Origin of the sequence: Haematospirillum sp. H4485, from assembly GCF_012102745.1 — a bacterium.
Taxonomy (GTDB): domain Bacteria; phylum Pseudomonadota; class Alphaproteobacteria; order Rhodospirillales; family Rhodospirillaceae; genus Haematospirillum.
In genome coordinates, this window is sequence record NZ_JAAVSY010000010.1 from 59,103 (window position 1) to 82,158 (window position 23,056).

19 protein-coding genes are annotated in these 23,056 nt (G+C 56.2%); 8 read left to right on the plus strand and 11 right to left on the minus strand.

The annotated features are described in order from the left end of the window. Positions 1–14 precede the first annotated feature (14 nt). From HEQ61_RS08360 to HEQ61_RS08370, 3 genes are all read left to right on the plus strand, one after another. On the plus strand, positions 15–1,061 hold the full coding sequence (locus tag HEQ61_RS08360) for a glycosyltransferase (RefSeq protein WP_168020705.1): 1,047 nt from the start codon (positions 15–17) through the stop codon (positions 1,059–1,061). Then, complete coding sequence (gene asnB / locus HEQ61_RS08365) at positions 1,061–2,821, plus strand: asparagine synthase (glutamine-hydrolyzing) (RefSeq protein ID WP_168020707.1); 1,761 nt, start codon at positions 1,061–1,063, stop codon at positions 2,819–2,821. The genes HEQ61_RS08360 and asnB overlap by 1 nt, the downstream gene beginning before the upstream one ends. 97 nt (positions 2,822–2,918) lie before the next feature. After that, positions 2,919–4,280 carry a dihydroorotase gene (locus tag HEQ61_RS08370; RefSeq protein ID WP_168020709.1) on the plus strand — a complete coding sequence of 454 codons (1,362 nt, stop codon included), beginning with the start codon at positions 2,919–2,921 and terminating at the stop codon, positions 4,278–4,280. A 2-nt stretch (positions 4,281–4,282) separates the two neighbouring features. Here HEQ61_RS08370 and tenA read toward each other — a convergent pair whose 3' ends face one another. The 3 genes from tenA to HEQ61_RS08385 are packed head-to-tail and all read right to left on the minus strand — an operon-like array spanning position 4,283 to position 6,795. Further along, positions 4,283–4,993, minus strand: coding sequence for a thiaminase II (gene tenA, locus HEQ61_RS08375; RefSeq protein ID WP_209315686.1), 711 nt, complete (start codon positions 4,991–4,993; stop codon positions 4,283–4,285). A gap of 30 nt (positions 4,994–5,023) precedes the next feature. Continuing rightward, entirely contained in the window at positions 5,024–5,827 is an 804-nt protein-coding gene (locus tag HEQ61_RS08380) for an ABC transporter permease (protein WP_168020711.1), read from the minus strand. Next, positions 5,824–6,795, minus strand: a complete 972-nt coding sequence (locus tag HEQ61_RS08385) for an ABC transporter ATP-binding protein (protein ID WP_168020712.1) — start codon at positions 6,793–6,795, stop codon at positions 5,824–5,826. The genes HEQ61_RS08380 and HEQ61_RS08385 overlap by 4 nt, the downstream gene beginning before the upstream one ends. Positions 6,796–6,986: 191 nt before the next feature. Here HEQ61_RS08385 and HEQ61_RS08390 point away from each other — a divergent pair, with 191 nt between their 5' ends. Next, complete coding sequence (locus tag HEQ61_RS08390) at positions 6,987–7,433, plus strand: MerR family transcriptional regulator (RefSeq protein WP_168020746.1); 447 nt, start codon at positions 6,987–6,989, stop codon at positions 7,431–7,433. Here the strand turns inward: HEQ61_RS08390 and greB are convergent. Together greB and HEQ61_RS08400 are read right to left on the minus strand one after the other, a co-directional pair. Continuing rightward, a complete protein-coding gene (gene greB / locus HEQ61_RS08395; RefSeq protein WP_168020713.1) occupies positions 7,397–7,936 on the minus strand; it encodes a transcription elongation factor GreB in 540 nt (179 codons plus the stop codon). The genes HEQ61_RS08390 and greB overlap by 37 nt on opposite strands. Beyond that, positions 7,933–10,284 carry a Tex family protein gene (locus tag HEQ61_RS08400; RefSeq protein WP_168020714.1) on the minus strand — a complete coding sequence of 784 codons (2,352 nt, stop codon included), beginning with the start codon at positions 10,282–10,284 and terminating at the stop codon, positions 7,933–7,935. Before HEQ61_RS08400 ends, greB begins: the two co-directional genes overlap by 4 nt. Before the next feature lie 219 nt (positions 10,285–10,503). Between HEQ61_RS08400 and HEQ61_RS08405 the strand changes: the two genes are divergently transcribed. Then, positions 10,504–11,976 carry a methyl-accepting chemotaxis protein gene (locus HEQ61_RS08405; protein WP_168020715.1) on the plus strand — a complete coding sequence of 491 codons (1,473 nt, stop codon included), beginning with the start codon at positions 10,504–10,506 and terminating at the stop codon, positions 11,974–11,976. A gap of 6 nt (positions 11,977–11,982) precedes the next feature. Here the strand turns inward: HEQ61_RS08405 and HEQ61_RS08410 are convergent, their stop codons facing one another. From HEQ61_RS08410 to hrpB, 6 genes are read right to left on the minus strand one after another with little or no spacing between them, the layout of a single operon-like run. Then, positions 11,983–13,374 (minus strand): adenosylmethionine--8-amino-7-oxononanoate transaminase, encoded by a 1,392-nt coding sequence (locus tag HEQ61_RS08410; protein ID WP_245183206.1) that lies wholly within the window; start codon positions 13,372–13,374, stop codon positions 11,983–11,985. 9 nt (positions 13,375–13,383) lie between these two features. Continuing rightward, positions 13,384–14,025: a dethiobiotin synthase gene (bioD, locus tag HEQ61_RS08415; protein WP_168020716.1), complete on the minus strand. Its 642-nt coding sequence runs from the start codon at positions 14,023–14,025 to the stop codon at positions 13,384–13,386. After that, complete coding sequence (locus HEQ61_RS08420) at positions 14,022–14,789, minus strand: methyltransferase domain-containing protein (protein ID WP_168020717.1); 768 nt, start codon at positions 14,787–14,789, stop codon at positions 14,022–14,024. Before HEQ61_RS08420 ends, bioD begins: the two co-directional genes overlap by 4 nt. Next, entirely contained in the window at positions 14,786–15,406 is a 621-nt protein-coding gene (locus HEQ61_RS08425; protein ID WP_168020718.1) for an alpha/beta fold hydrolase, read from the minus strand. The genes HEQ61_RS08420 and HEQ61_RS08425 overlap by 4 nt, the downstream gene beginning before the upstream one ends. Continuing rightward, positions 15,403–16,599 (minus strand): 8-amino-7-oxononanoate synthase, encoded by a 1,197-nt coding sequence (gene bioF, locus HEQ61_RS08430; RefSeq protein WP_168020720.1) that lies wholly within the window; start codon positions 16,597–16,599, stop codon positions 15,403–15,405. The genes HEQ61_RS08425 and bioF overlap by 4 nt, the downstream gene beginning before the upstream one ends. Positions 16,600–16,604: 5 nt before the next feature. Further along, positions 16,605–19,106, minus strand: a complete 2,502-nt coding sequence (gene hrpB / locus HEQ61_RS08435; RefSeq protein ID WP_168020722.1) for an ATP-dependent helicase HrpB — start codon at positions 19,104–19,106, stop codon at positions 16,605–16,607. A gap of 205 nt (positions 19,107–19,311) precedes the next feature. Here hrpB and HEQ61_RS08440 point away from each other — a divergent pair, with 205 nt between their 5' ends. From HEQ61_RS08440 to HEQ61_RS08450, 3 genes are read left to right on the plus strand one after another with little or no spacing between them, the layout of a single operon-like run. Beyond that, complete coding sequence (locus HEQ61_RS08440) at positions 19,312–19,944, plus strand: histidine phosphotransferase family protein (RefSeq protein ID WP_245183214.1); 633 nt, start codon at positions 19,312–19,314, stop codon at positions 19,942–19,944. 34 nt (positions 19,945–19,978) lie between these two features. Then, positions 19,979–20,179 carry a hypothetical protein gene (locus HEQ61_RS08445; protein ID WP_168020726.1) on the plus strand — a complete coding sequence of 67 codons (201 nt, stop codon included), beginning with the start codon at positions 19,979–19,981 and terminating at the stop codon, positions 20,177–20,179. Then, on the plus strand, positions 20,160–23,000 hold the full coding sequence (locus HEQ61_RS08450) for a chemotaxis protein CheW (protein WP_168020728.1): 2,841 nt from the start codon (positions 20,160–20,162) through the stop codon (positions 22,998–23,000). Before HEQ61_RS08445 ends, HEQ61_RS08450 begins: the two co-directional genes overlap by 20 nt. Positions 23,001–23,056: the final 56 nt, after the last annotated feature.

Here is a 23,056-nt window from a genome sequence, read left to right on the forward strand (position 1 = left end):
GTTGTGTGCAACAGATGGTAAATCTTCGGATCCTGCAGGCTATGGCCGGTGCCCCGAATGGTGGAGCGGAGCTGTTTTTCGAGCGGCTTGTTCTGGCCCTTCATCGTGCCGGTGTCCAGCAGCACATACTCTTGCGTCCGGACAGCAACAGAATGGCCCGCCTGCGTGAGGGGGGGCTTGATCCGGTGGCTCTTGGCTTTGGCGGACGGTTTGATTTTTCTACACGCCGCGCTTTCCGTCGGGAAATTGAGAGATTCCAGCCAGCAGTTGTGCTGACCTGGATGAACAGGGCGACGTCTTTTTGTCCGTCCAGAACGCAGATCTCTGTTCCGTTCGTGCATGTTGGTCGCTTGGGTGGTTACTACGACCTGAAGCATTATCAGTCGTGTGATCATCTAGTGTGCAATACCCGTGATCTTGTTGACTATGTGACAAGTCACGGCTGGCCGGTAGAGCGAGCCCATTACCTACCCAATTTTGTTGATGAACGTACGGCGCCGCCGGTCAATCGTGCTGAATTTTATACCCCTGACCGTGTGCCTATTGTTTTTGCACTGGGGCGGCTGCACGAAAACAAGGGGTTTGATACCCTGATCCGTGCGTTTGCGCGTTTGTCAGACGTGTATCTGTGGATTGCCGGTGATGGGCCGGAGCGGGAACGCCTGGAAGCACTGGCTTATGAAGTCGGTGTACGCCCGCGTGTCCGTTTCTTGGGATGGCGCGATGATGCCCCGGCTTTTCATGCCTCGTGCGATCTGTTTATATGCCCTTCGCGCCACGAACCCTTGGGGAATGTTGTGCTGGAGGCCTGGGCGCAAGGTCGGCCTGTTCTTGCGGCGGCAAGTCAGGGACCGGCAGCACTGATCAAGCATGGCGTGAATGGGCTTTTAACCCCGGTGGATGATGTTGATGCGATGGCGGATGCTATTCGTCAGGCCTTGCGGGATCGTGATCTTCTGGCGCGTCTTGCCGAAGAGGGGCGGAAAAGCTTCACGGAAGAGTTTACCGAAAGTATTGTTATCGGCAAGTACAGGGACTTTTTTGCCCGGGTGTCGGCCTGATGTGTGGCATAGCAGGTTTTTTTGCCGCCCATGGGGCGGTGCCGGAGGCTGGGCTGAGAGCTATGGCCGATGCCTTGGCTCACCGTGGTCCCGATGGTGTTCATGTGCATGTTGATGGCCCTGTCGGGTTAGTACACACTCGCTTGGCCATTATTGATCCTGCTGGTGGTGACCAGCCACTGTTCTGGCCCGGTGGCCGCATTCTGGTCGCCAATGGCGAGATTTACAATGATCCATCTGTCCGCAAGGATATGCCAGCTGCTCCTTTCCGTACGGGTTCGGACTGCGAGAGTCTTCTTGCCCTGTATGATCGCCAGGGTCTTTCATTTCCGGCGTCTTTGCGGGGCATGATTGCCTTTGCCTTGTATGATTCTGCGGAAGACATACTACTGCTTGGGCGGGATCCATTCGGGATCAAGCCATTATACGTGGTTGAGCATGCTGATGGCGTCGCCTTTGCGTCCGAGGCTCAGGCGCTGGTTGCGGGTGGTTTTGTGGCTCCGTCTCTGTGTGCAGATGCTGCTGGTGAGTTACTTAACCTTCAATTCACAACGGGAAGTCGGACGTTGTTTGACGGTATTCGTCGTCTGCTTCCCGGCGAGATGATCATGATCCGCAAGGGGCGTATTGTTGACAGCTGCCGTCAGCCCTTGCCATTACGCAGCAGCCAGCCTCCTCTTGAAACGGAAAGAGAAGCTCTTCGGGCTTTGGATCAGGCTTTGATGGACAGTGTTGCCGTGCACCAACGGTCTGATGTGCCTTATGGCATGTTTCTGTCCGGAGGTGTTGACAGTGCGGCTCTCCTGGCCTTGATGTCCCGTCTAAATGAGCGCCCGGTTCTGGCCTTTACGGCGGGTTTTCCGGAAACGGGTGTACACGATGAACGGGATCATGCGCGTTCTCTTGCCCAGGCTGTCGGGGCGGAGCATATCGAACTGTCGGTAACCGATCGGGATTTCTGGGACTGTTTGCCCCGGATTGTTGCCTGTATGGATGATCCGGCGACCGACTATGCCATTATCCCTGTTTGGTTGCTTGCCCGGGCAGCACGTCCCTATGTAACGGTTGTTCTGTCTGGTGAAGGAGGGGATGAGCTGTTTGCCGGTTATAGCCGTTACCGAGCAGCTTCACGGCCGTGGCCTTTTACCCGGGCGATGCGTCGTCGTGGACTGTTTGAAGGGTTGGGCGGAAATCTCGGTCGTTTCCCTTCATGGCGTACCGGCTACCAGGCATCCGAGGAAGATGCGGCTCGTACGGTTCATGACCGTCTGTTGCGTGCGCAGTATATTGATTGCGCGGATTGGCTTCCCAACGATCTTTTGACCAAGCTTGATCGTTGTTTGATGGCTCATGGTATGGAAGGACGCGTGCCGTTTCTGGATCCGGTCGTGGCCGAGGTCGCTGCCCGTCTTCCACGGTCCCTTAAAATACGTGGAGGGCAGGGGAAGTATATTTTGCGCCGTTGGCTGGAGAATGCCTTGCCTCAGGCCAATCCGTTTGCACCCAAAAAGGGGTTTACGGTGCCTGTCGGGGAGTGGATAGCGGCCCGTGGGCAGGAATTAGGGGCCTTGGTTGCCAGGGGAGAGTTGGCTAGCCGCGTGGCTGATCCTGCTGTTGTCCGCTCCTTGTTTATGGCACCTGGACGGCGGGAGCGTTTTGCCGCTTGGTCTTTGTTATTTCTGGACTTGTGGTATCGCCGCCACATTATGGGGCAGGCTGTGGATGGTGATGTTTTTCATGTTTTATCATCTCCCCCCTAGAGGCGTATAAGGAAGGTTATCTGGCCTGTAGACAACCTTGGGTATATATGCTACCTGTGGCTACTTACAGGCAACAATCAATCCTCCGGGTGTTGTGATGATCCATAACAGCGAACTCTTTGACCTTGTCCTGTCCGGCGGGACCGTCTGGATGCCGGGTGGCCCTGTCCTGACTGATATCGGTATCCGGGACGGGCGGATTGCGGCTTTTGGTTCCTTGGGGACCCGGGGGGAGCGTATTGTTGACCTAGATGGCCTGACCGTCTTGCCCGGTGTTATTGATAGTCAAGTTCATTTCCGTGAACCCGGACTGGAGCACAAGGAGGATCTGGAGACAGGAACCCGTGCCGCTGTCCTTGGCGGTGTAACCTCTGTCTTTGAAATGCCCAATACGCAGCCGGGTACCGTCAGTGCCGAAGACTTGGCTGACAAGTTGTTCAGGGCTGTGGGGCGTTCATGGTGCGATCATGCCTTCTACATTGGTGCGACGGCGGGCAACCTGCAGGACTTGGCAGAGCTGGAACGTATCCCCGGCTGTGCAGGGATCAAGGTTTTTATGGGCTCTTCAACAGGCTCCCTGCTGGTAGCTGATGATAACACCTTGGCCGATGTCTTGTCGCAAGGTTACCGTCGGATAGCTGTTCATTGCGAGGATGAGGAGCGTCTGAAAGAACGCAGGGGCATTGTTGGCGGCGGCGCCGATGTTGCCATGCACCCTGCGTGGCGTGACGAAGAAACTGCCCTTCTGGCAACAACTCGCCTGTTGAAACTTGCCAGAAGAGCACGCCGACTGGTTCACGTGTTGCATGTGACAACGGCAGCAGAAATGCAGCTTCTGGCAACATGCAGGGATTTTGCCACCGTCGAAGTGACTCCCCAGCATCTGATGTTTGCCGGCCCCGGTGATTACGAGAGACTTGGAACGCGTCTACAGATGAACCCTCCGATCCGTGACGCAGCGCATCGCGAGGCCCTGTGGCAGGCTGTATCAGATGGTGTTGTCGATGTCATCGGGTCTGATCATGCGCCCCATACCCTGGAAGAAAAGGCACGCCCTTACCCCGACAGTCCATCTGGTATGACCGGTGTCCAGACACTGGTCCCGGTTATGCTGACCCATGTTGCCAGTGGCCGTTTGTCCCTTGCGCGGTTTGTGGATCTAACCAGTGCCGGGCCGGCGCGAGTCTTTGGAATAGCCGGGAAGGGACGGATTGCACTTGGCTATGATGCAGATCTGACGATTGTAGACTTGAAGCAGCGTTGGACGATCAGCGATTCCTGGATTGCCAGTCGCTGTGGATGGACGCCCTTTGACGGGTTTCACGCAGCGGGGCGTCCTGTTCATACGGTTGTACGTGGTGCTTTTGCCATGCGCGATACGATGGTCAGTGGCATTCCTGCCGGGATCCCCGTTCGTTTCTGTGGTGTACCGGCGCGGTCTTCGGTTCCCGTTGCCTGATATCAGGGCGGGTTCAGGCCCATTTGCCAGAAGTTGCTTTCCAGCACGCAGGCGGTATTGAACGTTCTGACCAAGCTGGTCCAGCGTGGTGATGTTTCAGGCTGATCACCCAGTGCGTTATAGGCAACCCGGTCCAGAAGCGTACTGACCGCGTGGCATACATCCTGATATTCGGGACTGGCGTAGGTCCTTATCCAGTCTGCATAAGGATGCTGCGACAGCATAGCCTTGTTCTGTACTGCCAGTGCATTCCCGATGGCGCCATACCCGAAGACGCACGGAGCCAATGCCACCAGAAGGTCGAGAAGATCACCGCGTAGACCGCAATCCATGACAAAGCGAGTATAGGCGATATTGGCAACCTCTTCATCCGTTTTTTCAAGATCGGACAGGGTAATGCCCTCTGCCTCGCACGTTTGCACATGCAACGGCATTTCGTGTGTGGTCAGGGCATGAACGGTTGAGGCGCATTGGCGTATATCCTCGACGGTTTCAGCCTTGAATGCAGCCAAGGACCATGCCCGCGAGAAGTGAACCAGAAAGATGTAATCTTGCCTGAGATAGTGCAGGAAAGCCTTGCGGGGCAGAGTTCCATCGCCCAGTGCCTGAACAAAAGCATGCTGGGTATAAGCATCCCATGCCTGGCGTGACCGATCCACAAGGCTGTCAATCAGTGGGGGGTGAGCGACTTCAATTTTGGCAGGGTAATGCACGGTGTCGGATCCAATATTGACGTGTTCTCTTCAAGATGCAGCCGCTACGCTGCCTACGCCCTTGTCGCGGTGGGCAACGCGCTTGGCCCCCAGCCACAAGCAGATAGCAACCCAGCTTGTCACAACAGACAGTGACATCAGGTATTCAGGGTTTGACAGGCATTCTGAAGCCGTTTGATAGAACGGAATGCGCATAATAGTCAGGGCATGAGCAACCGGATTGGCTATCATGACGATCTGCAGCCACAGCGGAGAACCTGTAACCGGAAACAGGGCTCCCGACAGAAGCCACAGTGGCATCAGAAAGATCATCATAATGGCGTGGAAGCCTGATGTTGATTTCATGGTCCATGCAATGGCAAAGCTGAGAGCGGCGTAGCCCAGTGCGGATAACACCATAGCCAGCAAGACCAGAAGCAGTCCGCTGGCGGTAATGGGGAGATCCAGAAACGGAACCGCCAGCAGCAAAATAACGCTTTGGAAAAGGGCAATGCTGGTTCCGCCACCAACCTTACCCAGCACAATTGCCATCCGTGGCACCGGCGCGGTTAACACCCCTTGAAGGAAGCCATGCTCCCGGTCCTCGATGACTGTAATGATCGAGAAGATCGAGGCAAACAGGATCAGCATCATCAGCACGCCGGGATAGAAGTATTCCACATAGCTGATCCCATCCATGCCTGGGGGGCGGAAGGAGGGAGAGAACCCGGTTCCAAGAAACAGCCAGAACAGAAGAGGTTGTCCCAGGCTTCCGACAACGCGGTGCGGTTGGCGTATGAAGCGGATGAACTCACGGTGAGCCAGATAAAAAGCGGGAAGAACCAGTGCGTTCATGGAACTTTCTCCAGGGTGGGGGAGCTGGTGTGCTCAACCACTTTCTTGCCGGTCACGTGTACGAAGACATCCTCAAGATCCGGCTGACGAACCCCGATCGACAGAACCTCGGCGTTGTAATGTTCCAGAATACCACTGATCAAGGATGCTGCTTTGTCGGCATTTGTATTGTCGATGCGCAGTTCATCGCCATAGCGCCATGATGTTTGCCCGAATTGCGAGGACAGGATGGTTGCAAAGGCTTGTGGGTCACGTGGGGTCATCACCACCATGGTTGCCCCGACCCGGGCTTTCAGCATATCCGGGCTGTCATGGGCCAGAAGCCTGCCATTGTGCATGATGGCCACGGTATCAGCATAATCAGCATCGGAGAAGACATGGCTGGTCATCAGGATTGTTATGTTTTCGTCCTGCTGCACGCGTTTGAGTGTGTTCAGGAAAGAGCGCCGGCTGGCTGGATCCAGCCCTGTTGTTGGTTCATCCAGCAAAAGAATGCGAGGGCGTGTCAACAAGCACTTTGCAAGCTCGACCTGCCGGGCCAGCCCACCGGAAAGGGTCTCTACCCTCTCATCCAGTCGATCGCCGAGGTCTGTCCATGCCAATGCTTGAGCACAGCGTGTCCTGTAGTCCTCTGTCCCCAAGCCATGCAGACGCGCATGCAGGCGAAGGTTCTCGGCAACGGACAATTGTTTGTCCAGTGCGGGGCTCTGGAAAACCACCCCTGTTATACGCCGGGCAGCCCCGGGATTGGCCAGTACGTCGGATCCGTCAATACGGATTGATCCCGAAGACGGCTGTGACAGCCCGCACAGCATGCGAAAAAGACTTGATTTTCCACTGCCGTTCGGGCCGGACAGAATGCACAGGGTGCCCATTTCAACGGTAAGATCCAGGTTGTCCAGCGCCATTCGCTGCGGCTGGCGTCGTGATCCCGGATAGGTATGACAGAGGTTGCGAACAACAATCATCCGTGTAGGTGTTCCGTACAATGTTGGGCGGCTGTCGCGGCAAGAGTACCCGTTATTTCATACTCGGTTTCGGGCCGCAACAGTGGGGTATCGCCATTTATCTTTGCTCTTGTGCCCTTGGCCCTGATCGGCCACCCTGATCGCCTTGTCCTGTATGTGGAGAGGGATGGAGTGTGAGAGCGCGTCAAGACCTGTTCAGTATTGGATATTTGGCCAGGCAGAGTGGCTGCAAGGTGCCAACAATCCGGTACTATGAGCAGATCGGTCTGATGCCTGTTCCGAATCGTACAGCTGGTAATCAGCGTGTTTACGGACCTGCGCATCTGGACCGTCTCAGCTTTATCAGGCACAGCCGCGAGCTTGGTTTTACCCTCGATGACATTCGCGAGCTTCTGCGTTTGTCCGATCATCCGGAAAAACCTTGCCATGAAGTGGATCGTATCGCCATGCGCCACCTGCACCGCGTGCGCGACCGCATTGCCAGGTTGCAGCGTTTGGAGCAAGAGCTGGAGCATATGTCCGAGCACCCGAATGGCCATACAGTCCGTGCCTGCCGTGTGATTGAAGTCCTTTCAGACCACAGTCACTGTCTGTCAGCCAGTCATACCTCTTCAGAGGATCCGTCCGGGCTTGGGTAAGTGATCAACAGGACTTCCAGTGTACTGATGCCGGCAGGGGTACGAACGGTTACGGTGTCTCCGATACCGGCTTTCATCAACGCCCGGGCAACGGGGGACTGCCAGCTGATTGAGCCGGTAGCCATGTCTGCTTCATCCTTACCCAGAATGGTGACGGTTTTTTCTTCATCGCGTTCATTGACAAAGGTCACCGTGGCACCAAAAAAAACCTGCGACCGGTTTGTTTGCCGTGATGGATCGATTACTTCTGCACAGTCTATCCGTTTCAGCAAGAAGCGGACCCGTCGGTCAATCTCCCGCAGGCGTTTCTTGTTATACAGATAGTCACCATTTTCTGACCGGTCGCCATTTTGCGCAGCCCGCCATACGGCATCTACGGTCTTGGGTCTTTCAACGGTCCACAGGTGGCGGTACTCTTCTTTCAACGCCTTCAGGCCATGCGGGGTGATCAGGTTCCGTTCCGTTTTTCCTTCTGTGGCAGGTGTGTTTGCAGACCGGATCATGACCGGGGTTCCTTTTTATTCGGCTTTGTCTTCCAACCGGCTTTGGTCAGGGCATGGGCGAGCGCATTGTCAGTATTTTGATTCCTTGCGTTATCCTTGGCCTTTGGATGTGCCCGTGGCACTTTCCGGATTTCGTCCTGTCCGGGTGTCCGGGGCTGGTTACCTGGCTTGCCGGGTTCTTCATCCATCCGCCGTGTCAACGCGATACGCTTACGTTGCAGATCAACATCCAGAACCTTCACTTTCACGACGTCGCCGACCTTTACAACACTTCTTGGGTCTTTGACGAAGCGGTCGGACAAGGCAGAAATGTGGATCAGCCCGTCCTGGTGTACACCGATGTCCACGAAGGCCCCGAAGTTGGCAACGTTGGTAATGGTTCCTTCCAGAATCATGCCGGGCTCAAGATCCGCCACTTTCTCCACGCCATCACGGAACTGCGCTGTCCTGAATTCCGGTCGCGGGTCGCGTCCTGGTTTTTCCAGTTCCTTCAGAATGTCAATGACGGTCGGAGTACCAAAGCGATCGTTGGCAAAGGATTCCGGCCGCAAGGTGTGCAGCAGGGAAAGATTGCCAATCACATGCGTGATGGTGGTCTTGGCAATGGTCAGTATGTTTTGCACAACGGAATAGGCTTCCGGGTGGACCGCCGATGCATCCAGGGGTTCATCGCCATTGAAAATGCGCAGGAAGCCGGCGCACTGTTCAAAGGTCTTTGGCCCCAGCCCTGCTACTTTCAGCAAGGTCCGACGGTTCTTGAATGCACCGTTGCTGTCGCGGAAGGCGACAATATTCTCGGCCAGTCGTTCCGAGATGCCGGCCACACGACTGAGGAGAGGGACCGATGCTGTATTCAGGTCCACGCCAACGGCATTAACTGCATCTTCAACAACCACATCCAGCGCCCGGGCCAGTTCCGGCTGAGACAGATCATGCTGGTACTGGCCGACGCCGATACTTTTGGGGTCGATCTTGACCAGTTCTGCAAGGGGGTTCTGCAGGCGTCGTCCTATGGAGACCGCACCGCGGAGCGAAACATCAAGATCCGGCAGTTCCCGTGATGCCCAAGCCGAAGCAGAGTATACGCTGGCACCGGCCTCGCTCACCGTAACCTTGGTAACCCGCTGTTCCGGTAGCTGTCGGATCAGTTCAGCGGCCAATGCATCGGTTTCACGGCTTGCGGTGCCATTGCCAACTGCAATCAGCTGTACCTGATGTTTGATGACCAAGCGGCCCAGCATTGCCAACGCTTCATTCCATTGTTTGCGGGGCTCATGCGGGTAAATTGTTGTTGTTTCAAGTACTTTTCCGGTCTGGTCGATAACCGCGACCTTTACCCCTGTACGGTACCCGGGGTCCAGGGCCAGTGTTGCCCGCATACCTGCCGGGGCTGCCATCAATACATCCTTCAGGTTGGCAGCAAAGACCTGTATCGCTTCTTTTTCCGCTTTCTCACGCAGGCGTGCGGTTATGTCCGTTTCAATATGCCCGGACAGCTTGTTTTTCCATGTGGCCCGCACGGTCTCGACAAGCCACGGATCACCGGGGCGTCCCTTGTTGCCAATGCCGAAACGGCTGGCAATATAACGCAGGCATGTTTCACTGTCTCCTGTCTTCTCATCACTGTCTGGATGACGTAATGACAGGCGGAGAACACCTTCTGCCGCGCCCCTGAACATGGCCAGCGCACGGTGACCTGCTATGTGGCGTACGGGTTCGCGATGGTCAAAGTAATCGGTAAACTTGTTTCCTTGGTCATTTTTCCCTTTGATCACAGTGGAGAATAAAATCCCCTCAGACCACATCAACTCCCGCAGGGTTCCGACGAGTTCCGCGTGTTCAGCGAACCGCTCGATCAGGATGTGGCGTGCCCCTTCCAGCGCTTCTGCAGGGTTCGCAATTCCCTTGTCAGCATCAATAAAGCTGTGGGCCTTGGTTTCAGGATCGTGTCCCGGGTTTTCAAGAAGAGCATTGGCCAATGGCTCAAGCCCGGCTTCGCGGGCTGTGGTGGCTTTGGTACGGCGCTTGGGGCGATAGGGGAGGTAGATATCCTCCAGCTTGGCTTTTGTATTGGCACCGTCAATTCTGGTGCGCAGGTCAGCGGTCAGTTTGCCTTGGCTGTCGATGCTCTTGAGGATAGTGTCTCGCCTGTCCTCCAGATCACGCAAGTATCCCAGTCGCTCTTCCAGAAGGCGGAGCTGTGCATCGTCCAGCCCGCCTGTTGCTTCCTTGCGGTAGCGGGCAATAAAAGGAACGGTTGCTCCTGCGGCAAGAAGATCAATTGTAGCATTAACCTGAGATTCCCGACAGCCGAGATCCTGTGCAATCAAGGAGGCAATAGTCGACATGGGCGTAGTTGTCCGTTGTTCTGCTGTTTCCCGTTTGCCGGACCCTAGCCTGCTTTCATGGTGCAGAGAAGGGTCAGGGTATTCGCGCACATTATCTTTTGTGTATGAGTGTATCCATATCTGTCTGCCTGGATACAGTTTCTGTGGCGATGGAATGTATTTTTGACTGTCAATGAGAGTATGGACACCGTCTCATACAGGGTATCGGGCGGGGGCGTCATGTTTTTCTCCAGATATGACAATGATTTTATCCAGATGCTGTCGCGTGCAACGCTGGATGCACTGCCCGATGCCGTCATGATTGCTGACAGTGAAACCCTGACCATTCAGTTTGCCAACAAGCGCAGCATGGAGATTCTCGCTCCTTTGGAGAGGTGGTTGCCGGTTCCTCTCGGTAGCCTGGTCGGCACCAGTATTGATGCGTTTCATAAAAACCCCGGGCATCAGCGTACCTTGCTTGCAGACCCGGGGAATCTTCCACACCGGGCTATCGTATCTTTGGGTGCGCACAAGCTGGAACTGAAGCTTTCAGCTATTTACGATGGCAAGGGACGCTATGTTGCAGTGTGCCTGACGTGGTCTCTGGCGACCGAGCATCTGCGTGTGGAAGCAGAAAACAACGCGCGTTTGCAGATGCTGGATCTCATGCCCGTGAACATCATCCTCTGCAACAAGAATGGAATTATAACGTATACAAACAAAAGGAGTCGAGAGACCCTGAAGAAAATAGAACATCTTCTGCCCTGTAAGGCCGAGGAGGTTATCGGGAAGAGCTATGACATCTTCCACCGTCGCCCGGAATATCAAAGGCAGATTATAGAAAAGCTTGGTGACCGCCAGCATCGCGCGGTTGTCCACGTCGGGGACGAGGCGATGGATCTTCGCGTCAACCCGGTCAAGGATCATGCAGGGGCCGTGATCGGCACCATGGTGACGTGGTCGCTTGTCACCGAGCAAGAGCGTCTTGCCAACATGGTTATGGAGCTGGCCTCCAAGGTTAATACCATATCGACAGACCTGAAGGTTCAGGCGACGGAAGGGGCTGCTGCTGCGGAGGAAACATCCAACCAGGCGGCGTCTGTGATGGCGGCTGTGGAGCAGCTCAGCGTGTCCATCAATGAAATCAGTGCCCGTTTATGTGATGCGGCCCGCATCAGCCATGAAACCAGGGAAGAGATGCGGCAGATGTTGGATCAAGTGTATGCCATGGATGAGGCATCGACACAGATTGATACGGTTATTTCCATGATTGCTGCGATTGCCGGTCAAACAAAAGTCTTGGCATTGAATGCTGCCATAGAGGCCTCGCGTGCTGGTTTCGAGGGCAAGGGGTTTGCTGTTGTTGCTGAAGAGGTTCATTCCCTGGCGCACCAGGCAGCGGAATCTGCCGCTTCTGTTGGTGACCGTATTGGCCTCCTGAAGGATACAACAAAAGCATGCCAGGACATTGCCCATCATCTGATGGGGCAGGTTGAGAACCTGTCGGAGATCTCTGCGGCCATTGCGGCCTCTGTCGAGGAGCAGAGTGCAGCTACATCAGAAATCAGCGGTAACGTTGCGCATGTATGCACGGCGACCGACACCACCAGCAAAGCCTCCAGTTCTACACTGGCAGCGGCCAGGGAGCTGGATCAGCGCAGCGGGAAGCTGGAGGGGATTATCAAGGACCTGATGAATATGGACGATCGCTGATTTCCTTCAGAACATGTCAAAAGCCGGAACAGGCACAGGTGCCGTTCTTGGTCCCGGTGCCTCTTTTTCCAGTGTTTGCAGCACGGCTCTGACTGATGTGGCCACCTTTTCCATCTGATCATTGGTGATGCAGTACGGTGGAAGAAGGTAGACCGTGTTGCCCAAGGGGCGGATGAGCATGCCGGCTTGCAGGAACAGTTCTCTCAATCGCGGTGCCAAGGATGATGCATAGCCGGGATCAGGGCATTCCAGATCAAAGGCTGCGATGGTCCCGGTAACCCGGAAGTGCCGCGTCAACGCGCTTTCAGCCACAATGTCTGCCAATGTGCTGCGGTGGAATGTTTCAATCTGGTGGCGCGCATCCTTGCAGGCATCTGTTATCAAAAGATCCAGCGATGCCAAGGCGGCAGCACATCCCAGCGGGTTTGCCGTAAAAGAGTGCCCGTGCAGGAAAGCGCGGTCTACGGACTCGTCCAGAAAAGCCTGGTAGACAGCATCACTGGTTACCGTGGCGGACAAGGGCATAAAGCCACCGGTCAAGCCTTTGGACAGGCATATGAAGTCGGGTGTAACCCCTGCCTTTACGCATGCAAACAGATCTCCGGTTCGTCCGAAACCTGTCATGACTTCATCAAAGACAACCATAATACCGTGATGGTGCAGGCGCTCTGTGACAGCACGCAGGAAGGCCGGGCGGTGCATACGCATGCCGCAGGCCCCTTGAACCAAAGGCTCGATCAGAGCCGCGACCGTTGTCTGTCCATACTGGTCAAGATGGGCTTCCAGTGCTTTCAGGGCACGCTCTTCCCCATTCTCGACCAGGTCATGACCCATGGAAGAATCATGGCAGGCAATCGGCATGATATCTACTGGCAACAGAAGTTGCTTCCAGGCCCGGAAGAAGTTTGACGAGGCCCCGGCTGACATGGCCCCAACGGTGTCGCCATGATATCCGCCCTCGAAAGCCAGGAACCGGGTCCGCTGCTTTTCTCCTTTGTTGGCCGCATGCTGGAAAGCCATTTTCATCGCGACTTCCACTGCGGTTGAGCCATTGTCAGAAAAGAAGACACGGGATAATGGGTCTGGTAGCAGTGTGGCAAGGCGGCTGGCCAGGCGTATGGCTGGCTCGTGCGTAAATCCCGCAAAAATCACGTGTTCCAGTGTGGCGGCTTGCTCTGCAACGGCGCGGGCTATGGCGGGATGTGCATGCCCATGCAGATTGACCCACCACGATGAAATCAGGTCCAAGATATGGCGCCCATCCGTTGTTGTCAGAACGGCCCCTGATGCGGACCGTACGGGTATGGCATCCGGGGCTGTCATGGCCTGGGTGAAAGGATGCCACAGATGAGCACGATCCAGGGCAATCAGACTGCTGGTTTCCATATTCATCATCATGGCTCCGCTTTATATCCAGGCCGAAAGGTCAAGGGTTTCTGCCGCGTGCCGGATGGATGTCTTGTCCAGTGGGGAGAGCACGGGAATATGGCCGATTACGGGAACCTGTCCAAGCCGCTTGATCGTGCTGATGTTGTCAGGATTGTCCGGCCCGCAGAACAGAACTCCTGCAACAGGGATATGGCGTACCTTGAGTGCTTCCAGGCTGAGCAGGGTATGGTTGATGGTTCCCAGTTCTGTCCGGGCGACGATGATAACGGGTATCCCCAATCTTTTCATGATATCGATCATCAGGACCCGATCGGTCAAGGGTACCATCAGGCCACCGGCACCCTCAACGATCAGGGGGCTTTCGGAGGGAAACCTGTTCTCCAGGTGTGCTGGTTCAATGATCTTCCCTTCAAGCCGTGCGGCCTGATCCGGCGACAGGGCAGCCCTGAAGGCGAAAGCTGGTGCCGGGAAATCATTTGGGTAATGGCCAGTCAGGCTGGCTACCGTTGCGGTGTCTCCGCCCGGTAGATCATCGGTGCCGGATTGCACCGGCTTCCAGTACAGGGCACCTGTTGCTTTGACCAGGCAGGCACAGGCAACGGTTTTCCCCACATCCGTATCGGTGCCGGTGACAAAAAAGCCGCGGAATGCCGTCTTCATGGCCGGCTCCATATAACAGTCAGGATTTCATAGGTCATGGTCAGGGGGTGCCCCTGCGTTATGCGCATCAGGTGACGCATCTGGGACACGGTCATGGGGGCAGCTTGTTGTGGTGCTGTACGGGCCCCGGTATGGCGCAGATGGTCAAGAAACTCGAACAGGTTTGCACAGTGCATCGGCACATCATGTGCGGAGATGCGCGCATGGGGCAAATGTATGGCCAATGTATCCCGGTTTGGCCCAAGGGGTGTGGGCGGTTGCATGCCGGCCTGACTGCACAGGGATCTCCACTCGACAAATGTTTGCGATCCGGGCAGGGTCATTGTCAGAATTCCTCCGGGACGCAATAAGCTGTAAAGCCGCCGTAAAGCCGAGGGACAATCAGAGAACCACTGTGCTGTCATGTTCGACACCACAAGGTCGACTGATTGCGGGGGAAGGTCCGGCCATTCCCCATCCATGCACCGGCCATTCAGGTTTATGGCATGGGGCTGCATGCGACGCAGACAGGCTTGAACCATGGAAGGCGCAATATCCGTGGCATGCCAAAGGGCAGGGCGAAGGACCGGTGCAAGCTGTTTAGTCAGGAAACCGGTTCCACACCCAACTTCCAGAACAACAGGGCAGGAGGGCAGGTTAATAGCCTTCAGGCTTTCAGCAAGGGTTGTTGCAATGTGGCGCTGGATGGCGGCGGCGGCATCATAGGTTGTTGCTGCATCATTGAAACGCCGGGCAACCTTCTGTTTCCAGGCGATCGTGTTCATGACCGGATGATCCTGACAATAGCGTTGGCAACAATGTGTGGGTGGGTATGTAATAGCCTGTGTCCGCCCTCTTGGATGATCGCGGCGGAATCACCAAAGCATGCCCGGCTGTGTGCAACAGATACAAGAGGATCCCTGTCTCCAGCCAGCGCAAGGGCAGGCTGTGCCGGGCGTCTGTCTGCCTCAAGAAGGCGGGTCAACCCGGCAGACAAGGCTTTGTGGTTATAGGTTACGCTGTCATCCAGGAAACGGGAAGCCCCGATACTGGATAGAAAGGTTATGACCGTTGATGCTGTATCTTCATCCAGTTGTTTCCGCATGCGTTGGAGAATGCGTACAGGCACTCCCTCCGGGAAATCTGTCCCCGCACAGAACCGCGTGAATCCATTGACCGCTATCCATGGAATGCCGTTCAGGTCCGGATAACCCAATGCGTCCAGGCATCCAAGGGAATATCCCACAACAAGGTCAGGCCTGTGTCCGGACCATGGCTTCTGTTGGCCGAAATACCCTGCGTCGGGGCATTCTGTATCTAGGTCGTTCGGTAGATTGGCCTGCACCCCTTTCCAGTCTTTAGCAGATCCGGCCCAGCCATGAAGCAGAAGAATGCGTGTCATGCGCCGCACCGTGCAAAGGCCTGAAAAGCGTCCAGCAGCCGATCAACTTGGTCATGGGTGTGTAGCGCCGACAGGGCAATCCGCAGGCGTCCCGTGCCGGGTGGAACGGTTGGTGGACGGATGGGAACCACCAGAAAGCCCCTGTCTTCCAGCACACTTGCTGCGGCCAGTGTGTCGTGGTCATTGCCGATGACGGCGGGAATAATCTGGGTATCGGAGTCCAGTGTATCAATCCCGATCTGTCTCAACCCTGATCGCAGTGTGTTGCCGATCTCCAGCAGGTAGCGGCGCTGGTTCTCAAGGGAAGGCAGGATTCTCAGCGCGGCCAGTGCTGCGGCCAGAACCGGTGGCGGCAGCGCGGTTGCATAGATAAACCCTCTACAATGGTTGATGAGCCACTCGCGCAGAAGGGGAGAGGTTGCAACAAACGCTCCATAGCCGCCCAGCGCCTTGCCAAAGGTACCCATCACAATGTCAACCTTGCCCTTGACGTCGGGGTCAGCACACAGTCCGGCTCCATCCGGCCCCAGAACGCCTGTGGCGTGTGCTTCGTCAACGTACAGGAGAGCGCCATGTTCCTGGGCCAGCTTTACCAGTTCCGGCAGGTTTGCACGGTCACCGTCCATACTGAACACGCTTTCCGTAATGATGATCCGTGTCTCGCTCTGGTGGCCGTATTGCTTCAGCAGATCAGAGAGATGATACAGGTCATTGTGACGAAATCTCAGCTGACGTACCCCGGCCAGCTTGAGACCATCGTGGATCGAGGCATGGGCCAGGCGATCCACCAAAACAAGCGGAGCGGTCTTTGTCGTGCCCTGATCCAGCAGGGCAGCAAGAACAGAGGCATTGGTCTGGAATCCTGATCCTGTCACCAAGGCAGAGCTTGTGCCCTTCAGCGTGGCCAGTTGGTCTTCCAGCATGTCATGCAAGGGCAGGGTGCCACAGATCAGGCGTGATGCCCCGGCGCTACACCCGTTCTCCTCCACCGCGTGGGTGACAGCCTCTATCAGGGCAGGATGGCGCGACAGGCCCAGATAGTCATTTGACGACATATTGACAAGGTTGCATCCGTTGCGCTTCACGGACATGCTATTTTCTGTCTCTGTGGTGCGCAGGGAACGGTATCGCCCCTGTTCTTTCAGGGCCTCCAGTGCATGCGCGATACGGGTATGCCAAGCAGGATCAATCATGGCTCTCAGGTATTCCCACGTGGTTTCGCCCTGTTGGTTGGCGTTGCGGTCAGGGGATCGTCAGGCCAGGGGTGGCGGGGATACCGTCCACGCATTTCTGCCCGTATGGCCGGGTAGCTCCCGGTCCAGAATCCCGGCAGGTCACGGGTTATCTGCAATGGTCGTCCGGCCGGGGACAGCAGATGAACCGTCAGGGGTATCATGCCTTCTCCTGTCGAGGGGTGTGTGCGGCATCCAAACAGCTGCTGGATCCGCACCGACAAGACCGGTGTCTCACCGCCTGTATAGTCCAGGGGGATTCGCTCCCCTGTTGGAACCGTGAAATGGGAGGGTGCGGTGCGCTCCAGTTGCTGGCGTTGTGTCCAGGACAACATGGCTGTCAGGGCAGACAGGAGATCAAGGCGCTTCAGATGTTCCAGCCGGGTAATTCCACTGGCAAACGGGACGAACCAGTCCGACGGGCTGTCCAGAAGCCCTGTATCTGTCATATCGGGCCAGTTGTCCTTGTCCTGTTGGGCCAGAAAGGTGACACGGGCACGGAATTGCTGGCTCTGTTTATCCCATGGTAGGCAATGCAGGCCTGTTTGACGGACGCCTTCAGCCATGACCAGTGCCGCTGTGTGCGAATCAAGGGCGTTGTTGACCTTCTCGCCAAGGACCAATGCACCCAATCGCTGTTGTACCCGGGACAGAACACTGCCAGTTCGTGAGTCCCAGCAGGTTATGGCCTGTTCTTCGATGGAATCAGCAAACAGGGATTCCAGATCCTGCCGCTCAAGGGGGGCGGCCAGGAAAATACGTCCGTTGGCTCCTCGGCCATCAAGGTCCATGACAACCAGGAAATCATGCACTGCAAGCGGGTCATCCGGGGGCAGGGCCGCGCTGCGCCCACCAGATAGCGTATAGGTACCTCGTGCCCTCTGTTTTCCAATCCGGTCAGGGAAGGCCAGTGCGGCCACCAGGCCAGCCTTGGTTATTCCGGATTCGTCTTTCAGGCCCAGTTTTTTTCGCCATCCGGATGCCAGGTCGCGAATACGCGACAGTGCGCGGTGATCGACTGACACGTCCTTGACCTTGCCCTGAAGCAGCTCCAGGCGATGCCGTAGATCGGCATTACGACAGGCGCGGGCGGGATCCCGTTCGGCAAGCACGGCTGCTATGGTGCAGGCTAGCCCACCCAGATCCAAAGGCTGAGCCGACAGGACCATATGGGACAAGCGTGGGTGCAGCGGTAAGGCTGCCATTGCCTTTCCGTGTTGTGTTATCCGTCCATCCTGATCAAGAGCCCCCATGGCCTGCAGAAGATCTTCGGCACGCGCCAGAGCCGGGGCCGGGGGAGCATCCAGCCACCGAAGCTGCTCTGCCCGTGCTCCCCAGACGGCAAGGTCCAGGCGCAGCGGTGTCAGGTCTGCTTCGGTAATTTCCGGCGGTGGGAAGGGTGCCAAGGCCCGATCTTCCGCTTCGCTCCACAGGCGGCATCCCAGGCCCGGTCCCAGTCGCCCGGCACGCCCCTGGCGCTGGGCAGCTTCAGCGGCACTGACCCGGGTGGTGACCAGATGTCCCATTCCGCTGCCGACGTCGAAGCGGGACCGGCGTGAAAGACCTGAGTCCACAACAATATGTATGCCATCGATAGTCAGGGATGTTTCTGCAACCGATGTTGCAAGCACGATTTTGCGACGTCCTGTGCCCGCCGGTGCAAGGGCACGGTCCTGCTCGTGAGGCGGCATGGCTCCATAAAGCGGGTGTACATCAATGTGACCAGGAAGATCCGCTGATGACAGGATATGTGCGGTACGACGTATTTCCTTCTCACCAGGAAGAAAGACGAGAATGGATCCCTGTTCTGCTGCCACAAGAGTCTGAATGGCTTCGGCGCAGGCGTGCTCTGTGCCTATCCCGCGCCGTGGTGGCAGGAAACGGGTGGATACAGGAAAGCTGCGTCCTTCCGATGTTATGATGGGGGCATTGCCAAGAAGGGAAGACAACGGCCCACTGTCAAGGGTAGCTGACATGACAAGAAGACGCAGATCTTCACGCAGTGCTTCCGAGATGTCCAAGCATAGGGCAAGGCCAAGGTCAGCCTGCAGGGAGCGTTCATGAAATTCGTCAAAGATGATCAATCCGACACCGGTTAACCCCGGATCTTCCAGGATCATGCGGGTCAGAATGCCCTCGGTCACAACTTCGATCCGTGTACGACTTGATACGCAGCGGTCCTGACGAATACGGAAGCCGACGGTTTCGCCCGCTTTCTCACCCAGCATGGACGCCATGCGGGCGGCACTGGCCCGTGCGGCCAGGCGACGGGGTTCAAGCATGATGATCTTTTTGTCGGCTAGCCAAGGCTCAGTCAGCAGGGCCAAGGGTACGGATGTCGTTTTTCCGGCCCCGGGTGGTGCCTGCAGGACCGCACGTCCTGTTTTCTCCAGTGCCGCCCGTAAGTCCGGAATAACAGCGCTGACAGGAAGGTGTGCAAAAACAGTATCGGGTACAGGGGTCTTCATGAGCCGCTGATTGCCACCTTTCCAGCCTGGCGGCAAGGATGAATTGCTCAGACTCTGGACATTAATCTGCCTGAACGAAGTGGGAAAAGGCATGAATGGGGGGCCATTTCTGTTGTATTTCATCTTGTTGTTTTGGGATGGTATGGTCCATCGTTCTTTGGGGTAATCCAATGGTCAATGCCAGAACAGGGGGTCTGCCATTGTGATGCAGGATGCTGATCTTGCGGACTTGTTGTGTACGCGTCTGTGCCATGATCTGGCCGGGCCTGTCGGGGCCGTTGTTGCTGGCATGGAGCTTATGGCAGATGAAGATGATCCACGGTTGGCCCGTGAAACAGTTGCCCTTCTGAAAGGATCGGCTGATGCGGTTTCAAGCCGGCTGCGATTCCTGCGCACGGTTTTTGGTATGTCGCTGGCAGGTGAGCGCGATCTTGCCGATTTAGCCACACTCTGTGACGAATGGATCCGGGCAACAAAAAGCGGCATCACCCTTCTCTGGGGTGATGACTTTGACAGGCAATCCACTCCTGGTTACGTCGGGCGCATGATTCTCTGCATGATCATGCTGGCGGCTGATCATCTTGTTCGTGGTGGGTCTATTTCTGTCCGTTCCGGGGGAGAGCACTCCGGTAGGGGTGTTGTGGTTGCGGCTACAGGGACACAGGTTACCCTTATCCCGGATCTTGACGATCTTTTGTCTGGCCAGCCCGTTGTTCCCGGACCACGCAATGCCCCGGTTGTCCTGCTTCATCAGCTTGCCATGCGGGCTGAGTGGCGCTTGTCCCATGCTTTTTCGAAGCGGGAAATAACCCTTTGCGCAACACCAATGCGTTTATAATTGCATCGCTTATAATCCTAGGGTTTTCTATTTGATGGCGCTGTGGCAATGGACAGCAAGAACCCTTCTGGTCCCGTTTTTTCCGTGTTACAAAAGCGTTCTGGGTGCCGGATTATCCGGTCAGGGAGGGGCGTTGTGCGCCGCACCGCCGGATATGGTGGTTTTTGACGGCTTCGTTCTCGGCGCTCTCGTGGAAGAGCATTGGGGAGATACCAATGGACGACCTGCTCAGTGAATTCCTGACCGAAACAGCGGAAAGCCTTGCCACGCTTGATATTGAGTTGGTGAATCTGGAGCAGAATCCCAACGACACGGGCATCTTGTCCAATATCTTTCGGTTGGTTCACACCATAAAAGGCACGTGCGGGTTCCTTGGATTGCCACGCCTTGAGTCGTTGGCCCACTCGGGGGAGAACGTTCTGGGCAAGTTCCGTGACGGTGAGCTGACCGTCACGGCCGAAGCTGTCACCCTTATTCTGGCTTCTATTGACCGAATCAAGGAACTTCTGGGACATCTGGAAGCCAACGAGACAGAACCCGAAGGAAATGACCGCGATCTGATCGACCAGCTGAACGCCATGGCCGAGGGGAATACCTCGGGCGGTGGTGCTTCGGCTGCTGCGGCTCCACCACCGCCTCCTCCTCCTGCGCCTGAAGCCCCCCCTGCTGCAGCGGAAGCATTTCCGGTGGCTGCGGAATTGCTGGCTGAGGTCCAGCAGGCTGTATCCCAAGGCAAGAAAGCAACCAGTCAGGCAGAGCTTGATGCCCAGATGGCTGCCGAGCGTGCCAAGGAGGCTGCGTCTGCCAAGCCTGCTCCGGCTGCTGAAGAGCCTGCTGCTGCCCCACCTGAGGCTGAGAAGCCTGCAGCGGCCAAGCCTCCTGCTGCGGCAAAAGAGCCACCGAAGGAATCGGCCAAGGCTGCTGCTCCCGCAGCTCCTGCAGGGGGTGGCGGCGGCGGTGGGGGTGAAAACTCTATCGCGGCGCAGTCTATCCGCGTCAACGTGGACCTGCTTGAAAATCTAATGACCTTGGTTTCCGAACTGGTTCTTACGCGCAACCAACTTTTGCAGATGATACGTGGCCGCGATGATAGCGAATTTGCGGCTCCGCTGCAGCGGCTGTCGCACATTACGTCTGATTTGCAGGAAGGCGTGATGAAGACCAGGATGCAGCCTATCGGTAATGCTTGGTCAAAGTTGCCTCGTATTGTTCGCGATCTGGGGATTGAAACCGGCAAGAAGATCGATCTTCAGATGTATGGTGCTGAAACAGAACTCGACCGCCAGGTTCTGGAGCTGATCAAGGATCCTTTGACCCACATGGTTCGCAACTCCGCAGACCATGGGCTGGAAGATACCGAAGGCCGTCGTAACGCCGGGAAGAGCGAAGTCGGGATTATCAAGCTGAATGCGTTCCACGAAGGTGGGCACATCATTATCGAGATTTCTGATGACGGTCGCGGGCTGAATATCAACCGTATCCGGGAGAAAGCCATTGCAAATGGCCTGGCTTCCGAAGCCGATCTTGACTCGATGAACGAACAGCAGATTGCGCAGTTTATCTTCAAGGCGGGATTCTCCACGGCCGAGAAGATTACCAGCGTGTCGGGCCGTGGTGTCGGTATGGACGTGGTTCGCACCAATATCGAAAAGATCGGCGGTACCATCGAGCTCAAGACCATCTATGGAAAGGGTACGACGTTCACCATCAAAATCCCGCTGACCCTTGCGATCGTCTCGGCCTTGATTGTGGAATGTGCGGCAGAACGGTTTGCCATTCCCCAGATCAGTGTGCTGGAACTGGTCCGGGTGACAGCAAATTCCGAAACCAAGATCGAGAAGATCAACCGGGCACCTGTGCTGCGGTTGCGTGATCGTTTGCTGCCCCTTGTCTCCTTGGGTAATCTGCTCAAGCTGCGTCAGGATGATATCCATGACCTTGCCGCGCGTTTGGCGGACGAGGACAACGACCTGAACGAAACATTTATCGTTGTCACGCAGGTGGGGACCTACACCTTCGGGATTATTGTCGACCGCGTGTTTGATACCGAGGAAATCGTTGTCAAGCCGGTTGCTCCCATTCTCCGTCATATTTCCATGTTCTCCGGGAATACGATCCTTGGGGACGGGTCTGTGATCATGATCCTGGATCCGAACGGTATTGCCACAGCAACCGGCGAAGTAACGATGAATTCCGCTGGTGGCGAGGGGGCATCTGCCTACGAGGGTACCCGTGTGGATGACATGACCAGCTTGCTTATCTTCCGCGCAGCGACAGCCGAATTGAAAGCTGTTCCCCTGGCGCTGGTTGCCAGGTTGGAAGAGATTGAGCTTGAAAAGGTCGAATACTCCTTTGGCAAGCCCGTTGTGCAGTATCGCGGGCAACTGATGCCATTGGTCACGGTTACCGATGGCATTGAGTTCCGGAAAGAAGGGCGCCAGCCTATTCTTGTCTTCTCGGATCGCGATCGTTCCATGGGCTTGATGGTGGACGAGATCGTCGACATTGTCGAGGATCGACTGAAAGTCGAGCTGAAGGCTGAAACCCAAGGCATCATTGGTACAGCCATTATTGGTGATCGTGCAACAGATGTGATCGATACCGGTTACTACCTGACACGGGCCTTTGGTGACTGGTTCGGCAAGCCGCAGCTTCCATCCAGTCAGGATCGTGTCGCTGGCGGTCCTTCAGTGTTGTTGGTTGATGACAGCCCGTTCTTCCGTAACCTTTTGACGCCACTTCTGTCGGTGTCGGGTTACGATGTCACAACAGTCGACAGCGCTGAAAAAGCGATGGCTGTCCTGAATTCAGGTGTACGCTTTGATGCGGTTGTCTCGGATATCGAAATGCCTGGCATGAATGGCTTTGAGTTTGCGGAAGCCTTGCGCAAGGATGAGCGGTTCGCGACAATCCCGCTGATTGCCCTGAGTTCGCGGGCAACAGAGCGTGACCTTGAGCGTGGCCGTGAAGTAGGATTTGACGATTATGTTGCCAAGTTTGACCGGGATGCCCTGATTAATACTTTGGGACAGATTCTTGGTGCGGCTGCGGCATAAGACAGGCAAGCTGTATTCAGGCAGAGAGTTGTTTCCTGCCATGGAATGGTGGTTTG